16 protein-coding genes are annotated in these 17,856 nt (G+C 46.5%); 2 read left to right on the forward strand and 14 right to left on the reverse strand.

Features of this window, described 5'->3' with window-relative positions:
• Positions 1 to 245: 245 nt before the first annotated feature.
• The 13 genes from BLV66_RS10690 to BLV66_RS10750 form a co-directional block, all read right to left on the reverse strand.
• A complete protein-coding gene (locus BLV66_RS10690) occupies positions 246 to 1,082 on the reverse strand; it encodes a PTS system mannose/fructose/sorbose family transporter subunit IID (protein ID WP_086986157.1) in 837 nt (278 codons plus the stop codon).
• 1 nt (position 1,083) lies between these two features.
• Positions 1,084 to 1,917: a PTS mannose/fructose/sorbose/N-acetylgalactosamine transporter subunit IIC gene (locus tag BLV66_RS10695; protein WP_086986158.1), complete on the reverse strand. Its 834-nt coding sequence runs from the start codon at positions 1,915 to 1,917 to the stop codon at positions 1,084 to 1,086.
• Between the two features lie 24 nt (positions 1,918 to 1,941).
• Positions 1,942 to 2,436 (reverse strand): PTS sugar transporter subunit IIB, encoded by a 495-nt coding sequence (locus BLV66_RS10700; protein WP_086986159.1) that lies wholly within the window; start codon positions 2,434 to 2,436, stop codon positions 1,942 to 1,944.
• A 13-nt stretch (positions 2,437 to 2,449) separates the two neighbouring features.
• Positions 2,450 to 2,875: a PTS sugar transporter subunit IIA gene (locus BLV66_RS10705; RefSeq protein WP_086986160.1), complete on the reverse strand. Its 426-nt coding sequence runs from the start codon at positions 2,873 to 2,875 to the stop codon at positions 2,450 to 2,452.
• 356 nt (positions 2,876 to 3,231) lie between these two features.
• Positions 3,232 to 4,524 (reverse strand): ABC transporter substrate-binding protein, encoded by a 1,293-nt coding sequence (locus tag BLV66_RS10710; protein WP_086986916.1) that lies wholly within the window; start codon positions 4,522 to 4,524, stop codon positions 3,232 to 3,234.
• Positions 4,517 to 5,197 (reverse strand): response regulator transcription factor, encoded by a 681-nt coding sequence (locus BLV66_RS10715; RefSeq protein ID WP_086986161.1) that lies wholly within the window; start codon positions 5,195 to 5,197, stop codon positions 4,517 to 4,519. Before BLV66_RS10715 ends, BLV66_RS10710 begins: the two co-directional genes overlap by 8 nt.
• A 155-nt stretch (positions 5,198 to 5,352) precedes the next feature.
• Positions 5,353 to 6,450 (reverse strand): RNA-guided endonuclease InsQ/TnpB family protein, encoded by a 1,098-nt coding sequence (locus BLV66_RS10720; RefSeq protein ID WP_086986162.1) that lies wholly within the window; start codon positions 6,448 to 6,450, stop codon positions 5,353 to 5,355.
• Between the two features lie 91 nt (positions 6,451 to 6,541).
• Positions 6,542 to 7,834 (reverse strand): sensor histidine kinase, encoded by a 1,293-nt coding sequence (locus BLV66_RS10725; RefSeq protein WP_086986163.1) that lies wholly within the window; start codon positions 7,832 to 7,834, stop codon positions 6,542 to 6,544.
• A complete protein-coding gene (locus BLV66_RS10730; RefSeq protein WP_086986164.1) occupies positions 7,834 to 8,790 on the reverse strand; it encodes a sugar ABC transporter substrate-binding protein in 957 nt (318 codons plus the stop codon). The genes BLV66_RS10725 and BLV66_RS10730 overlap by 1 nt, the downstream gene beginning before the upstream one ends.
• 228 nt (positions 8,791 to 9,018) lie before the next feature.
• The gene (locus BLV66_RS10735) at positions 9,019 to 10,035 is read right to left on the reverse strand and encodes a LacI family DNA-binding transcriptional regulator (RefSeq protein ID WP_176974235.1); all 1,017 of its coding nucleotides are present in this window, start codon (positions 10,033 to 10,035) and stop codon (positions 9,019 to 9,021) included.
• Positions 10,036 to 10,072: 37 nt separating this feature from the next.
• Positions 10,073 to 11,092, reverse strand: coding sequence for an aldose epimerase family protein (locus BLV66_RS10740; protein ID WP_086986166.1), 1,020 nt, complete (start codon positions 11,090 to 11,092; stop codon positions 10,073 to 10,075).
• A 1-nt stretch (position 11,093) separates the two neighbouring features.
• Positions 11,094 to 11,759: a beta-phosphoglucomutase gene (gene pgmB / locus BLV66_RS10745; protein ID WP_176974236.1), complete on the reverse strand. Its 666-nt coding sequence runs from the start codon at positions 11,757 to 11,759 to the stop codon at positions 11,094 to 11,096.
• Between the two features lie 23 nt (positions 11,760 to 11,782).
• Positions 11,783 to 14,059, reverse strand: a complete 2,277-nt coding sequence (locus BLV66_RS10750; RefSeq protein WP_086986167.1) for a glycoside hydrolase family 65 protein — start codon at positions 14,057 to 14,059, stop codon at positions 11,783 to 11,785.
• Between the two features lie 256 nt (positions 14,060 to 14,315).
• Between BLV66_RS10750 and BLV66_RS10755 the strand changes: the two genes are divergently transcribed.
• Together BLV66_RS10755 and BLV66_RS10760 are read left to right on the forward strand one after the other, a co-directional pair.
• Positions 14,316 to 15,986, forward strand: a complete 1,671-nt coding sequence (locus BLV66_RS10755) for a PTS transporter subunit IIBC (RefSeq protein ID WP_086986168.1) — start codon at positions 14,316 to 14,318, stop codon at positions 15,984 to 15,986.
• Positions 15,987 to 16,000: 14 nt separating this feature from the next.
• Positions 16,001 to 16,819 (forward strand): endonuclease/exonuclease/phosphatase family protein, encoded by an 819-nt coding sequence (locus tag BLV66_RS10760; protein ID WP_086986169.1) that lies wholly within the window; start codon positions 16,001 to 16,003, stop codon positions 16,817 to 16,819.
• Positions 16,820 to 17,082: 263 nt separating this feature from the next.
• Here BLV66_RS10760 and BLV66_RS10765 read toward each other — a convergent pair whose 3' ends face one another.
• Positions 17,083 to 17,850: a MurR/RpiR family transcriptional regulator gene (locus BLV66_RS10765; protein ID WP_086986170.1), complete on the reverse strand. Its 768-nt coding sequence runs from the start codon at positions 17,848 to 17,850 to the stop codon at positions 17,083 to 17,085.
• Positions 17,851 to 17,856: the final 6 nt, after the last annotated feature.

Consider the following 17,856-nt stretch of genomic DNA (forward strand, 5'->3'; position numbering starts at 1 on the left):
CACGGTCTGACCTCCGGTGAACGCAGGCCTCACCGGAGGTCCCCCAACATTTAATTTGCGTCCTCCGATAAGACTGGCTTCGTCGAAGGTGGGGACGAAAGTTAACTCTGTTCTCAGGGGAGCGGACGCTTAACCGGAGTTGACGACCGTTTCAAACCGCGCTCCTCCGGCTACCAGTCACCCTCTCTTCTGCTCCGAAAAAAGAGCCGCCTCGCAAAGAGACGGCCCCACAATGTTTCTTCGAATTAATAAGTCAATCCTGGGTTGAAGAATCCAACCAAGACGCCGACAAATGCGATTACTACCAATATCAACATTACTTTGATTGGTGACATATTCTTTTTGGACAGCAAATACCAGCAGCCTACTACAAATGAAGCAGTCAATAATCCTGGGTATACGGAATCGAATTTGTCTTGCAGGGTTAAGAGGCTGTTGCCATCCGCTCCAACCAACATGAACGAAGTTTTAACACTTACCCAAGTAGCAGCAACGGCCCCAATGACCATTCCTCCTAATAAGGTAATGGATTCACGTAGTGCCAACCCTTGTGGTCCTACTAAGAAATCAACAGCCTTACCGCCTAATTCATATCCTTTGAAGTAAAGGAATTTCATTCCAAGATAGGCGATGATGTTCCACACGATGATGTAGAAGATTGCGCCTAACGGTGAGCCATCAGTGGACAAGCCCAGTGCGATACCAAGTAGAATCGGAATCAACGTTCCAACAATAAGCGAATCACCGATACCCGCCAAAGGCCCCATCAAACCAGCACGCAGGCCATTGATCGTTTCATCATCAACATCCGCTGAACCATTGGCACGAGCCACTTCCAGCCCAGCTGCAATACCGACTACGACCGTACCAATTTGCGGTTCAGTGTTAAAGAAGGCGGTATAGGTTTTCATCGATCTTTCTTGATCTTCTTTTTTATCATACAATTCTTCTACGATTGGCAACATCGAGCATAGATAGCCAAATGTTTGCATATGTTCTTGGGAGAAACAGGTCAGGTTTCCGTAATACCAATTGTGGAAAGATTTATTTAATGTTTTTTTGCTCAATCCCTTATCCATCATCTTAAATGTCCTCCTCTTCATCGCCACTCACTGATACCATTCTTTGCAATGACAGCAGTTTGATACGATAGTTGATTAATGCAAACATAGCCGCAACCACTGTTGCTGAAACCAAGTTGATCCCTAATGACGCAGCCAAAGTAAAGCCGAAGAAGAAGGGAATAAAGTCTACTGCTTTCGTAACAATTTGTTTCAATAGAATCGCAATACCGACGCAAGGAAGCAAGGATCCGACTGTGAATAAGGTTTTCATTGCCAACCCATCCATTGGTAAGGTTGTTTTGATTACCTCTACAACATCAGCTCCCAATTTACACATGATTAAGGTTGGGATAAATGAGAAGAAGAAATGGGAAATCCAAGGCAAGCCCATGTTGACTGTATATAGTTTACGGAATTCTCCTTTTTCCACCGCTTTCCAACCGATGTGTTGCCATGCTAAGTTAGCTGTTGCAGTTCCGTAAAATAATACGGTACCCAAAGTCCCGACCATCGTACCGAATGATGTAGCTAATGCTGCACCTTCTATGCTAAAAGCCGTCAAACCATAGCTTTTTAAAGCGACCATCGCAAGCGGAATACCGATATAACTGACTGCCCGAACGTCAGCTGAGACAGTACCACCAGGCGTGACCAATGCGATGTAGACGATTTGCATTGCAGCCCCTACCAAAATACCCGTTTGGATATCGCCTAAAATAATACCTGATACTAAACCACCGATTAAAGGACGACCTAATGTATAATTTCCGAATGATGTACCGCCTAAACCAGGCATACTTGATAAGCAGGCGAACAGCCCTAGTATAGCTGCTTGGATCCAACTAATTGTCATAATTCTTTCTCCCCTTTTGTTTTTTTATTTAAAACCAAATTTGCTTCTGAAGTTTTCCCATGTTCCGATTGAAACATCAGGCAGTAAGGCAAATTTTATTTTATAACCAGCTTGATACATCGCTTCAAAAGCCTCTGCTTCTGCTTGTGTGATCGATTGGTTATTTCCCAATTTAGTAGTGCCCTCACGATCATTGCACGGACCTACGATTATAGTGTCGATTCCGGGTTTGAATTTTTGGTCCACCAGAATCTTTTTCATATCTAAAGGATCTTTGGTGATTAAGAAATATTGATCTTTGCTGTCCAATACTTTTTGATTTTTTTGTTGCCACTCCTCATTGGTCCAAATGAACGTTTTTAAACCACTGGCACTCTTATAGGCCGCTTTTAAGACGTCACTCTGAGCCGCTTTATCATTCACAGCAACTAGCCCATCGCAAGGGAATTCTCTTGCCCAACGCGTACATGTTTGCCCGTGAATCATCCGATCATCAATCCGAATAAATGATACTGTCATTTTCTTTCCTCCTCTAAATTTCGTCGTCCTCTTCTGGTTGTTCTAATTTGAATTCTTGCAAACCTGCTTTCGCTTCGGATACTACGGTAGCGATAAAAGTTTCTCTGTCAGAGCTGTCTTTCATCAGAACAGCAGTTAAAGCCAACGGCAAGTTCATGCCTCCGATAGTGATTGTATTGGCTAGTTTGCCTTCATTCGCCAAAACGGTTAATGCTGTTGTCAAAGGGGAGCCGCCGATAATATCAGCAAGCAAGATGATTTCATCATCCCCAGTCACAGCTTGAATGCCTTCCTTAAACATCAAAGCAAACTCATCTGCTGTTTTCCCATCAGGCAATCCAACCGCGATCACATCATTCCGTTTTCCAGCCAACATATTCAATGATGATTTTAAGCCCATTGCAAAATCACCGTGGCTTACCAGAACCACATATTTCACATTATTTCCTCCTACTCGTATATGAATTAACCTCTATAGAATAGCACCCATTGAAGCGCTTGCATCGTGTCGCGTGTCAACACATTCATGTGACATTTGGCACGAAATAATTAAAAAAATTGTTTGGCCTCACCATCGTCCGGTCCGGGATCCGGGTCTGGTGGTGCGTTTCCCCGCCAAATCGATTTTGGCGGGCTATCTCTGCGCATAAATCCAATTCCCATACAAAAAAAGCTTTATCAAAGCCAGAAGATCCCATTCTGGTTCTGATAAAGCCTCCTATTCATGTTGCAGTCTCCAACGGGTTACTCGGTTCTTAACAAACCGCATCATCCGCGTGACATTTGTCATTCCGCTTATTTCAATTGGTTGTCGATTTCTTTTTCGATGTCAACCAGCGCATCATCGATCCGATTTTCATTCAGAGCGTTCGTAATCAGATAATCGCATCTTTCAATGATATTATTGTACTTCTTGAATTTCGGTTCAATCACTGCGTTTTCGATAATGTCATCCAACACATCTTGCTTTAAGGAATAATTGCTCATGGCATCCTGATCCAGTAACGCTTTCGTGCTGGCGCTGGCCATCACGCTTTTCAAAGCCGAAGCCCCTTGCGAATTTTCAAATAATTCCTGCTGGATCTCTTGATCGATCGTCAAGGTTTCCAGAAACTCAAACGCCAATTGCCGCTGTGTCGTTTTGGAATTTACGGCTATCAAAGAAGTGGCTATTTGGGAAGTCTTTTGATTAGCTGTCGTCCCCGGCATCGCTAAACAGCTCCACTTGAAGGTGGAATATTTGCTGACGCGGTAAGGATAAGGTTGATAGGTCCGGTATTGGGCAAACGTCAACGGGTAAAAAGCGACATTACCTTTATCGAAATCCTCCGACGATACTTGATAGCCTTTATTCAGATCCTTCAGTTTTTGAACATAGGATAAGGCTTCCCTTACATCACTTTGATTCAGATTACTTGATGCACCCTCATCATCAAACAAACTGATACCATAACCATTGACCGCATCTTGCCATTTGAAACCATAGGACCCATATTGATCGATCGTGCCATCATTATCCGTATCCTTCGTCACTTGTGCGCAGATTTGATAAAACTCTTCGATCGTCCAATTGCCCTCAGGTATGGCAATACCTTCCTTTTCCAACAGATCGCGGTTGACAAACATCATGGTCGGATTGATCTCATAGGGTAAGGCATATTGCGTATTTTGGTAGCTGCCCGAACTGAGCGCACTCTCATAGAAGATATCGGTGCTTATATTGTTAGCTTTGATCAAATCATCCAACGGCATTAATGCGCCCAAAGAAGATAACTTATTGAAGTCTTCAGCCAGAACCATAAAGACATCCGGTTGGTCCCCACTGGCGATATTGGAAGCTAACCAGGCTGAATAATCTTGCTTCAAGATGCCGCTCTTATATTCTATTGTTACATTAGGATGTTCCTTTTCGAATTTTTCAATAGCATCATCGATCACTTTATAGCTTTCCGCATTGTAGACATCCCAATTGCTGCCGGTGAACATCCCCAGCGTAATCGTGATTTCCCTGTGAGATCTGACAAACAGATAGATCATCAATAGACTGCAGCCTATCAAAGCGAGGATTCCCTTTTTCATTTTAGTCATGCTCATTACCGAAATCTTTTGTGGTTTGACCCGTTTGGACTGCCCAAATGGCCAGTTGGGTTCGATCCCTTAAATCCAATTTTGACAAAATGGTACTGAGATAATTACGGACAGTCCCCTCCGATAAGAATAACTTTTGAGATATTTCTTTATTGGACAAGCCGAATCCCACTTGTTGAATGACCTTCATTTCACGGTTTGAGATATCCGCAACATTTTTTTCATCCACTTGAATCGCATAATTGCTGGTTGCCATTTGAGAGAATTTTTTGAATACTTTAGTGGCGATATCCGGGTTGATCATCGCGCCCCCATTAACGACGGTCAGAATGGCTTGGTGCAACCCATCCATACTGACTCCTTTCAATAAATAACCACTGGCTCCATATTTTAAAGCACTGAACACAAATTCATTATCATCAAAAGTAGTCAGGATAATGATTTTGATATCAGGATATTGTTCCTTAACCATCTTCGTGCAGTAGACGCCATCCATTTTAGGCATGCGGATGTCCATCAAAATAAGGTCCGGGTGGCATTTTTTGATGCTTTCCAACACTTCAAACCCATCAGCTACGGTAGAGACAACTTCAATACCCGGTTTGGTCGATAAAACAATTTCCAGCGATTGTCTTATCAACTCTTGATCATCGGCAATCATTACTTTAATCATAATTTATTCCGTTGCCATAAATCTAGCTAAATCTAGTTTATGTTTGCTTCCCTGTTCTTCGTGCTCGATTTGGTCCTGACGGACTACTTTCGTTTGATGCAGCACTCCGAGGGCGTAAATTCCGATGCAACGAATCGTACATATCCGAGTTACCGTTAGACTACTTGGTAATCCCTCAGATTGTAGCTTGCGTTCAGATCCCTATCGCAATGGTGGCCGCAGGTGCCGTGGTAGATCCTGTCGCTGCGTTTCAGATCCTTTTTGAGCGTTCCGCAGTTGTTGCACAACTTGGAACTCGGATACCACATGTTCGCCTCCACAAAGGCAATGCCGTGCAGTTCGCATTTGTATCGCAGGCATTGTTTGAAGAAATAGAGTTTCTGATTTGCAATTGCCTTAGCCAAATGCTTGTTCTTCATCATGCCGCGGATGTTCAGCGTTTCCATGACAATGCGGGAGGGTTTGGATTTCACGATCTCCGCTGTTGCTTGATGGACATGATTGGTTCGGATGTTGGCTAAACGTCTGTGTTGTTTTCGGATTTTACCTTCTAGTTTTAGGAGATGGTTAGATTTAGGCGTTCCTTTCTTGTATTTTCTGCTTGCACGCCGCTGTAATCTCTTGAGGCGTTTCTCCGCTTTCCTCACGGAGGCTGTTTTGTTGATATTGTTGTAAAAAACGCCATCGGAGGTGACAGCCAACTCCTTGACGCCGACATCCACCCCAATAATCCGATCGTCCAATTCGACGATTTTCGGATTCACCTCGATGCCGACCGTCAGGTACCAATATTTGCCGTCGAACTTGATGCGCGGATTGTAATATTTGCAGTCCACAGGCAACGGCTCGTTGGTTTTTACCCAACCGATCTTTTCCAACAGGACGCGGTTGCCTTTGACTTTCAGCTTGCCGCAGTCATTGTAGAAACTCGGCGTGGAGCGGCGTTTGGTCTTGAACCGGGGATGCTGGGCTTGCCCATTGAAGAAGGCTTTGTAAGCTTTACAGGCATCCTTGACTGCTTGTTTGACGACATTGTTGGAAACATCGTTCAGCCAAGCGTATTTCTTGCGTTTCTTCATCTTGGTGATGTGCTTGCGCAAGTCTTTGTCACTGATGAACGTCCCACCGAAGCGATGGTTCATCTCCTGCATGCGGATTGTGTAGTTGTAGGCCCAGCGAGCGACGCCAGCCGCTTGGTAGAGTTTGGAAGTTTCGTCTGTCACAATCAAACGGACCTTCTTCGTCAGCATCATCTCAGATCATCCCTTTCTATACGCAAAGTATAGAGGACTCAGAGTCAAAAATAAAAGATTTGAATACATTTGAAGAGATTTTTATTGATTGCTAATATCCTCCCCTCTCGATCGGTATTTCTATGGCAGTTCTAAAACCGTTCTCGCCAGAAAATCTGACTGTACCGTTTAAAATCGATACGCGTTCACACATCTGCTTTAACCCATAACCACATTTGATGCTTTCGCAACCCGTGCCATTATCTTGAATGATGATGACATATTCATCATCGTAGACGAACATATTTATTTCGATCTCCGTGGCGTGCCCGTGCCGCAAAGAATTGGTGATGGATTCCTGGATCATCCTGAAAATGATGTCCTCTTTGGTATTCTCAATATCAATATTATCCCATTTGTAATGTAAGTCTATTTTCAGATTCGACACGCCTTCATATTCGGCGATCATTTTGGTCAATCCATCTTTTAGCGTGCTGTCTTCCAAAACGCCCGGGCGCAATTTATATAAGGAACGTCGCACATCTTTGATGCCCATCCTGACAACGTCACTGACCAGCAGCAATTGCTGTTTCGTTTTTTCCGGATCGATATCGATGATGGCAATACAAGCATCCACGCCAGCCGAGATCCCTGTTAAAGCATGGCCCAGCGTATCGTGGATTTCCCTGGAGATTCTTTTCCGTTCATTGTCTTCACCGATTTTTTCAGTCAGATTGGCGTAGTTCTTCAATTCGACATTTACGCGTGAAACCATCGCTAGTTGTTCCCCGAACCGCTGTTTTTCCCTTTGTTGGACAAATAAGGAAGTCGCCAGAAAAGAAATGAAGCCCACTATATTCAGCGAGGCAAGGATATTTCTGAAAAACAATAGTAACGTTCTGGCTCCGCTGGGATAAAAATTAATATAGGTTTCAATCGATGGCATTCTGACGATGAGCGAAAGAATATCATAATCAGAGATGATTAACAGGCCAAAGCTGATGATCAGCAGCGCCGGCCAATATTTGATGTTTTTGGTATTGTACAAAATATCGGCGAACACCAACAACACGATGCCGTTGTAACTGCCGTTCAAAACGATTATCAACGTTATCATTACGATTACTTCCAAATAGATCAACCAATAAACAATATAACTGTCTTTTGTGCGGAAATACATGCTCGCCAGCAATACCAAGAACAACAAGATCGCCCAAAAAAAAGTCTTTTCCGGCGCCGGAGGGACATAAGACAGGTTTTCCAAAAAAGCAGAGGCATACCCACGGGCTTGCAAGTATTTAGTTGAAAGTAAAAAGATGGAGGCATTAAACAATACGATAATAAAATTCAGTAGCAATAAGGCATTATGAATATAAGCTATATGCTTCGTCCCTAAATTGATCATTATTGCCACCCCGAAATATCATATTCGCTGATATTGTCCTTTGTTATTAAGGTAACCGGCACGACAATCGACTTCTCATATTGCTCATCATTAACAATTTTATATGCTGCTTCAACCGCTTTTGCCCCCATGGTAGTAGGCGATTGTGAGGCAGTCCCTTGAACTTCATCACTGTCGATCAATAGTTTTTTCATATCCGGTGACCCATCCACGCCATAAACCAGCACTTTATGATCGATTTGTTTATCTTTTATCGCCGCCAAAGCGCCTAATGCACTTGGATCATTTAAAGCCATCACAACGTCGAAATCGATTTTTTTATCAATGATTTCAATCATTACGGGCATCGCAACTTCCGTTTGGCCTAAACACTCTTCACTTGCAACAACTGTATAATTAGCATTATCTTTGATAGTATCCAGAAATCCGTTGATTCGATCAACAGACGATAAAGCAGCGCTGTGCTTCAAAAGCACAATCTTTGCTGAGGCTAGATTCCGCATCATATCCTTGGCACATTGCACGCCGGCATCATAATTATTGGATAAAACAGTGGTATCGGCAATTGTGTCATCATCCAGCTGCGCATCAATGACAATTATCTTGATGCCTTTTTCCTTAGCTTTTTTCAAAGACTCATTCACTTTCGAATAATCGACCGGGTTAATGATCAATACATCAATTCCGATATCGATCAAATCATTGATTTGTTCGTTTTGTTTGTCGACATCCAAAGCAGGGTCACGGGTATACAAGATATCGCCACGATCATTGATTTGTTTCTCTATTTCATCTGTTATAGCCTTATAAAAGCTGTTATTCATAGTCATATAAGTAGCACCAAAAACTATTTTTTCACTGTCATATCTAACGAATTTATAATTATAATAGATGAATGAAACCGCGATGACACAAACAGAGACAATTATAACCATCATTTTGTTTATCTTTCTCATCCAATCCTCACGCTCCCACCTCACAGTTTATATACTTTTGTCACGTATGTAAATTGACAAAAGTAATTAATTTATGCGGGCGTTTTCTGAAATCCCTGACTAAATCATTCTCGGGATACAATATGAGGCATAATTAGAAATTCCTCAAAAAAATAGCAAGCCCCCAATCTCCGATTGGATATCGGAAATTGGGGGCTTGCTGGTTTGAAAAATTTATCTATTGAGGAATTATTCACCCCTCACCCGCATAACCGTCTCCCGCTCGATCACTTCATGCGGCACGATCATCTTCGGCAGCAAGGCGCTCGGTTCTTGGAGTTGGCGGATCAGGAGAGCAGCGGCTTGTCTGGCCAGTTCTTGGACATGGATGTCGATGGTCGTCAGGAATGGATGGGACAATGTCGCAAAGACGGAGTTGTTGAAGCTGACGAGGGAGATGTCGTCCGGCACTTTGTACTTGTCCAGCTGCAGATACTGCAGGACCCTTAAGGCCAGGCGGTCATCGCCGACGACAAGTCCGGTCGGTTTGGTCTCTTCGAGGAACTCCTGGAAAGCCATGAAATCAGTCGGCGTTTCGAAATAGAGTTCCGGATGGACGGTCAGATTGGCGTCGCGCAAGGCATCGGAATAGCCTTTGTAGCGTTCCTTATCAACGACTTGGGAAGGAGTCAGACCGACATAGCCAATCCGCTGGTGTCCATGCTGGATCAGGCAGTCGGCCGCCGATTTGCCGGACAGGCGGTTGTCGTTGTCGATGTAGATCGTCTCGTTCTCGTAGACATCGGGTTTCCCCAGCAGTGCGTAAGGAATCTTCTCATCGTGCAGGAACTTGCGGATCGGATCTTTCGCCTCCGAATACAACAGTATGAAACCATCGACCAGTTTGCGTTGGTGCATCAGGCGCACGCTGTCCTTCAGTTCCGCCATCGTTTTCCCGGTTGCCAGGGAAATCATGTATTTCTGTTCGTTGCATACGACGCCGATTTCCTGGATCATCTCGAGGAAGAGCGGATTCTGCGCAGGATTCCCCATCGTCCCCACCGGCAGGATCACGCCGATTGTCTGCGTGGACTTGTTGGCCAGGTTCTGGGCGGCGAAGTTGGGCGTATAGCCCAGTTTATGCATCGCTTGGCGCACTTTCACTTTTGTGTTTTCGCTGATCAGCGGACTGTCCTTCAACGTGCGTGAAACGGTTGAAGTCGCGACGCCTGCTTCTCTGGCGACATCTTTTATCGTAACTGTCATAGGCATTTTCCTCAGAGTTCATTTTTGTATCTTTAGATTACCATTTAAAGTTGTAATTTTGAACCCTTGCAGCCAAAGTATTTGGCGCCAGAACGATATTGTCCCATCCCGGTTGGTGGATGGCATCCGGCACTTCCTGCGCTTCGATCGCCAAACCGAGATGGCTCTGCATCGGACGTCCGTTCACAAGGTACGGTTCGTTCATGTCCGTCGCTGAAAAAAGCACGATGCTGCTGCGGTTGCTGGACAATGTCATTTTCCGGCCGCTCCCCTCATCACTGAGGATCAGCTGTGGCTGTCGATTCGGCTGCATCAGGAAAACATCATCGAACCCTTCTGTACGCTTGCGGATGGCTTCGCCGATAACAGTCGCTTCGCGGAAATCGAAAGCCGTCCCCGTCACTGTTTGTTTTTTTCCGGTCGGGAGCTTGTCGACATCCAGCTCCAGCACTTCCTCACAGACCAATTGCAGGCTGTGATCGGTTATCAGACGTTTGGCATCGCCGCTCAAGTTGAAATAGATATGGCTGGTCGGATTGAACAGCGTTTCTTCAGTTTCACGGCTGATCCCTTCCATCCTGATCGTCAGGCAGCCTTCCGTATCGAGGGAGTAGCTGGTTTTCGCCTGCAGACGGCCGGGATAGCCGACCTTTTCCGGAGTTGATTCCAACACGAAAGTGACGGTGATCGCTTCTGCCGTCTCTTCGGTCGTGAAATCCCAAAACTGTTGGCCCCAGCCCCGGCTGCCGCCGTGGATATGGTGCTCGCCTGCATTCTGCTCGAGCTTCACTGCGCCCCATCTGCCTTCAGCGATCCGGCCGGCAACCGGTCCAACGGTGGCGCCGAAGGAAGCGCGGTCGTTTCCGTAGGCTTCGGCATCAGCCAAGCCCAGGACAACATTTTCACTATGGCCTTCCCGGTCCGGGACAAGCAACCGTGTCAGCCGAGCGCCGTAGTTGATGCAGCTGACAGACATCCCGTTCGGCTGGCTCAAGGTGATGTGCAGCACTTGTTCCGTTCCCATTCTGCCCCATTCGCGGATCGTTATGCTATTCATTTTAAACCGCCAGCTCCCAAGTATCGCGCAAGACAGCAAGCGCCAAATCGCTCGTGTCCGTCAACACACGGTCGGCATGCCCGAGCACGGCTGCATCACCGATTGCGATCGCGGTGATATTCGCTGCTTTGATGGCATCCACGCCTGAAGCGGCATCTTCCACACCGATGCACTCGGCTGGTTGCACGCCTGCAAGCTCCGCGCCGGCCAAGAAGATGTCCGGAGCCGGTTTGCCGGCTGCCACTGATGCCGGATCGACGATGCCGTCGAAGTAATCCTTCACCTGCAGCAGCGCCAAGATGCCGGGTGCGTTCTTGCTGGCTGAGGTGATGATTGTCTTCAGACCCGCTTCGCGCAATTCTTCTAACAGCGGCAGAATCCCTGGCAGGATGTCAGCTGGTGTCATTTCTTTGATCAATTCCAGATAATGGTCATTTTTCTTTGTGCAGAAGGCTTCTTTTTCAGCCAAAGAATACTTGTCAGCCAATCCACCGTATGCGAGGATGCGCTCCAAAGAATCCATTCGGCTTACGCCCTTCAGTTCTTCATTGAATGCTTCATCAACGATGATCCCCAACTCCGCTCCGAGGTCACGCCAGGCCAAAAAATGGAATTTGGCGGTGTCGGTAATGACGCCGTCCAAATCAAACAATACTGCTTTCAACATTTCTTTCTCTCCTTTAGTGTCGCTCATACGGACACGGTCTTTTTCAGTGCGACTTTGATTTTATCTTTCAGTTGCAGCTCTTCGCCATAGATGCGGACTGGCAATGCTTCGCCTTTCACCAAGCTCAGACTGACGGTTTCTTCGTTCACTGCGATCAGGATCAAGCGGCCGCGGTAGTTGATGTGGAACTGGTAGTGCGTCCAGTCTTTCGGCAAGAACGGCGCAAAACGTAGACCGTCTTTGGCGCGCATGCCAGCGAACCCTTCCGCAATCGTCAACCAGCTGCCGGTCATCGAAGTGATGTGCAAGCCGTCTTCGGTATCATTGTTGTAGTTGTCCAGATCTAAGCGCGCGGTGCGGCGGTAAAGATCCATAGCTTTTTCTTCTTTGCTCAATTCAGCCGCAAGGATGGCGTGGATGCATGGCGACAAACTTGATTCATGCACGGTCATAGGCTCGTAGAAGTCGAAGTTGCGTTCTTTTTCTTCCATCGTGAATTCGTCACCGAACAGGTATATCCCTTGCAGGACGTCCGCTTGCTTGATGAAGCAAGAACGCAAAATCTTGTCCCATGACCAGTGTTGGTTCAATGGCAAATCAGCCTTGTCCAACGCGCTGACCGGTTTCAAATCCTTATCAAGGAAAGTGTCGTGCTGCACGAAAACTTGGCGCTCTTCATCGTACGGGAAGTACATGTTGTCGATAATATCCTGCCATTGTTCTTTTTCAGTTGCGGTGATGCCCAACGCTTCTCCACGCTCCGGATATTTCTCCAGGCTCTCCAAGGTATAACGCAGCACCCAGACAGCCAAGCGGTTTGTGTACCAGTTGTTGTTGATGTTGTTTTCGTACTCATTAGGGCCCGTTACGCCATGGATCATGTAGCATTGCTTGTTCTGCGAGAAGTGTACGCGGTCCGCCCAGAAACGGCTGACGGCGCTGAGCACTTCCAGCCCTTCTTCGGCCAAGTAGCTTTCATCACCGGTATAGGCAGTGTAATTGTAGATTGCGTAAGGGATCGCACCGTTGCGGTGGATTTCCTCAAACGTGATTTCCCATTCATTGTGGCACTCCACGCCGGTGAAGGTCACCATCGGATATAACGCGCCCTTCAATCCTTGTTGCGCGGCATTGTGGAAAGCTCCCGGCAATTGATTGTGACGGTATTTCAAGAGATTGCGGGTAACTTCCGGCTCGGTTACTGCCAAGTAGAACGGTACGCCGTAAGCTTCCGTATCCCAGTAAGTAGCACCGCCGTATTTCTCGCCGGTGAAGCCTTTCGGTCCGATGTTCAAGCGTTCATCTTCTCCATAATAAGTGGAAAACAGTTGGAATAGGTTGAAACGAATGCCTTGTTGCGCTTCGTCATCTCCGCCGATTTCGACATCCGCCAGTTCCCAGCGATTTGTCCATAGATTTGCTTGTTTTGCTTCCAATTCCTCAAAACTTTGGCCAGCTACTTTTGTGGCATAGATTTCTTCAGCAGTTGCTGCAAGCTGGTCCTTCGCATAATCGCGGCTCGTTGTCAGCGTCACGTATTTCTCTAATGAAAGCACTTGGCCGTTTCCGGTTTCCCCTTCGAACACCTGGGAAACGAACAACGCTTTGCTGTTATTGCCTTTTTGCGCGAAGCCAGTCGCCTTATGGCGCATCGTGGCAGCCACGCTGAAGCGTTCGATGCCGAAGTTGTTCGGGATTGTTTCGACGACCAACGTATCGTCAGTCTGTTCGACCCATTCCCAGAACATTTCATCATAGTTGGCATCCTCGTTTTGGACATTCCCGTCCAGGGCGCTTTCGATGCGGATAGCAGCCTTTTCTGAAGCCGTGATTTCCACTTTGATGGCACAAAGCTCCTTGATGTCGATGCTCAGGAAGCGCGTGAAATGGACAGTGACTTCTTTGCCGTTTTTCACTACCGTAAAGAAGCGTTCCAAGCGGCCTTTTTCCATATCCAACGTCAAAGCAAAGTCTTTCACTGTATCCTTATGCAGATCGACTTCTTCCCCGTCCACAAAGATATGCATATAGAGAAAATTCATCGCATTAATTACTTTTCCGAAATATTCCGGATAACCGTTTTTCCACCAGCCGACGCGTGTTTTGTCGGGATACCAGACGCCCGCCACATATGTGCCTTGATGATGATCGCCCGAGTAGGCTTCTTCGAAATTTCCGCGCATGCCCATATAGCCGTTGCCGAGGCTAGTCAAACTTTCCTGCAAGCGGCGGTTTTCTTTATCTAATTGTTTGGTTGTCACTTTCCATGGATCGATTTCAAAAATTTGTTGTGTCATCATTAGTTCCCCCTTATTTGTTCTTCCCCCTTAGTTTAAGTGCAATCGGTTGCATTGTCAATGCAAAAGTTGCATTATTATTTTTGCCGCATTATTTAGCAGAATGTGAACCTTTCCCTTCATCTATTCGCTGAATATCTGTTAGAAAACAGAATTATTCTCAAATAGAACGCTTGCAAAATCTCTGGATATGTTCTATACTTCGAATCGTAAACGTTGCAATCGATTGCACTAATAAATTTTGAGAGGAGTTTTAAAAATGAAAAAAATATTTACGTTTGATTTTTGGCAAAAATTTGGTAAAGCTTTGATGGTCGTTATCGCGGTCATGCCCGCAGCTGGTTTGATGATCAGTATCGGCAAGATGATCGCTATGTTCTCGGGGGATGTCCAACTGTTGCTGACAACGGCTGGGGTTATCGAAGACTTGGGTTGGGCAGTCATCGTCAACTTGCACATCCTGTTCGCTGTCGCAATCGGGGGATCCTGGGCGAAAGAACGTGCCGGCGGAGCCTTCGCAGCACTGCTTGCCTTCATCCTGATCAACCGCACGACCGGTAAACTTTTCGGAGTGACCGCGGATATGTTGGCTACTGACGGCGCAACAACCAAAACCTTGTTCGGCCAGGATATCTTGGTGAACGGCTACTTCACTAACGTTTTGGGCGCACCCGCTTTGAATATGGGAGTCTTTGTCGGCATCATCGCCGGTTTTGTCGGTGCGGTCATCTTCAATAAGTACTACAACTACCGCAAACTGCCTGAAGCATTGTCCTTCTTCAACGGCAAACGTTTCGTGCCTTTCGTCGTCATCGGTGGATCCGTTGTTATTTCCCTTGTCTTGGCAATCATCTGGCCAGTCGTTCAGACCGGCATCAATAATTTCGGGATTTGGATCGCGGACTCCGCGGATACAGCACCGATCTTGGCGCCGTTCGTATACGGTACACTGGAGCGCCTGTTGTTGCCGTTCGGTCTGCACCATATGCTGACGATTCCAATGAACTACACTTCCTTGGGCGGAACTTACACAATCTTGACTGGCGCCGCTGCAGGTTCGCAAGTGTTCGGACAAGATCCCTTATGGTTGGCTTGGGCTAGTGACTTGGTGAATTTGAACAACACTGGCGATACCGCAGGCTACAACGAGTTGCTTAGCGCATTCACTCCAGCCCGCTTCAAAGTCGGCCAAATGATCGGCGCTGCCGGCAGCTTGATGGGCTTGGCTTATGCAATGTACCGCAACGTCGATGCAGACAAACGTCCGAAATACAAATCTATGTTCTTCTCGGCAGCTATCGCTGTTTTCCTGACAGGCGTAACCGAGCCTCTTGAGTACATGTTTATGTTCGCTGCACCATTGCTTTACGGCGTTTATGCAGTCCTTCAAGGAGTCGCTTTTGCCATGGCCGACATCATCAGCCTGCGCGTCCACTCCTTCGGTACGCTGGAATTCCTGACCCGCATCCCTATGTCCTTGAAAGCCGGCTTATGGTTGGATGTCGTCAACTACATCTGGGTGACGCTCGCATTCGCTGTGATTATGTACTTCGTTGCCAACTTCATGATCAAACGCTTCAAATTCGCAACACCAGGCCGTTTGGGCAACTATACCGACTTCGATGGTGAAGGCGAAGAAGCTACTTCTTCCACTGCAACAACGGCAGGCAACGCTGATGCATCCGATAACGACAAACTTGTTTGGAACATCATCGGCGCATTCGGCGGGCAAGACAACATTTCTGAAGTCGATGCGTGTATGACACGTTTGCGCGTAACGGTCAAAGATGAAACACAAGTTGCGGAAGACAAAAAATGGTCCACATTGGGCGCACGCGGCGTCATCCGTAAAGGCAAAGGCATCCAAGTCGTGTACGGCCCTCAAGCAGATGTCCTGAAATCTGATATAATAGATTTATTAGGAAAATAGAAGGAGAGGACCACATGAAACTACTGACTTTGAATACGTACAGCTGGGTCCAAACAGCAGACCCTAGCCTGTTTGCCCCACTTGTTGCCGATATCCTGGAAAACCAATATGACGCAATCGCTTTGCAGGAGGTGAATCAGCTCTCTTCCGGCCCGGTCATCAACAATCCGGAAGGCTATCTGCCCACTCAGAACGAAATCCCTATCAAATCGGATAACTTTGCCTACTTCTTGGTGAAGGCTCTGGCGGAGAAAGGTCTTTTCTACCATTGGTCCTGGGTGCCTTGCCACCAAGGCTACTTCCGCTTCGATGAAGGTGTCGCTATCCTCAGCAAAGCGCCGATTCAGTCAGTCGATCAGGTCCAACTTTCTATAGTCAATGATTTCGAAAGCATCCACACCCGCCGCGCTTTGGTCCTCGAGACCGAAGCGGCCGCTTTCGTCTCCGTCCACCTATCCTGGTGGAAAGAGGAAGAAGAAAATCCATTCCTGCGCGAGTGGGCTTCAGTTGAGGCTGCAGTCAAAAAACTGCGCGGCATCAAGCCCATCTACGTGATGGGTGACGTCAACAACCCAGCCGATGTCCATAACGAAGGCTACGACCTGATCACGAGCGCCGGCTGGCAAGATGCCTACGCCGTCGCCGCAACGCGAATCGGAACCGCAACCGTTCCTCCAGCGATCGACGGCTGGGAAGGAAACGAAGTGCCGTTGCGCATCGATTATATCTTCTCAGATCAACCGCAAGCTGTCGAAACGTATGAAGTTAAGTTCGATGGTAAGAAATTGCCTATCGTGTCTGACCATTATGGGGTTGCGGTAACGTACGCTTAAACTTAATACATTTGGATGAAAGAAGGTATACCTCGCGCGAGGTATACCTTCTTTTTACATTTAGTCTTGTTGGGCACGGAGGCGGCGCCGCCGTGAAATGCGGAATTCCCCGCCAAAAGCATTTTGGCGGGGAAAAATAGAGCGTTCCACACCGAAATAACCTTCCAAAGCAGTTTTGGAAGGTTATTTCTGGTCTAATCCGGTCCAAAAAGCCCGCCAAATAACGTTTGGCGGGCTAAGTCGCAGCGTTATCAGCTCTGACGTCACTGCTTGAGAATCTGATTCGTGTAATCCACATACTTCCGGTAGAGGCTATCCAAAGTCAGGTGGATGGGCAGGAAGGAAACAATTTCGGTATCGCCCTGCATGACCGGAGTACTTTGGAAGTACAGATTATACTTCCCTAAAGACGCTAAACTGTTATTGCTCAAACTTGTGATCGAGACAATCGGAATGCCTTTCAACTTCAAAATGCCCATTTCTTTTTCGACTTCGCGGATATCGCCGCTTAAAGATACTACAATCAATAAATCCGTTGGCTGGATATCACTTTTGGATGCCATTTCCAGTTCCCTTTTGGCTTCAAGGACAACAGGATATTTGCCGACAGCAATCATAGAGCGTAAGAAGTCGGCTAAAACGTTGCGCTGTCCCCAGCCTGTCCCATAACAGTAAATCCGATTTGCTTCATGCAATTGCTTCAAAATAGGTGTCAATTCAGTTTGTTCAAAAATTTTCTTTGTCGCTTCAATGTCTTTGATCTGCAGACTGTAAAGATCATTGTTTTCTCCGGTAACGTTTTGCTTGGAAATATCCTTGCGGATGCTGTATTTGAACTCACTGTATCCGCTGAATCCCAGCTTTTGCGTCAGGCGTAATATGGATGATTTCGATGTCAGCGTCTCTTTCGCCAATTCAATGATGGTCATTTCTTGGCAATTCGCCTTGTTCCTGATAATGTATTCAATAATGGCTTTTTCATTTTCATTCAGTTCATGGAAGTGCTCATTGATGATGCCTTCTAATTCCACCTGTAT

It is taken from the genome of Trichococcus collinsii (assembly GCF_900107505.1).
In the GTDB taxonomy this organism is placed as follows: Bacteria; Bacillota; Bacilli; order Lactobacillales; family Aerococcaceae; genus Trichococcus; species Trichococcus collinsii.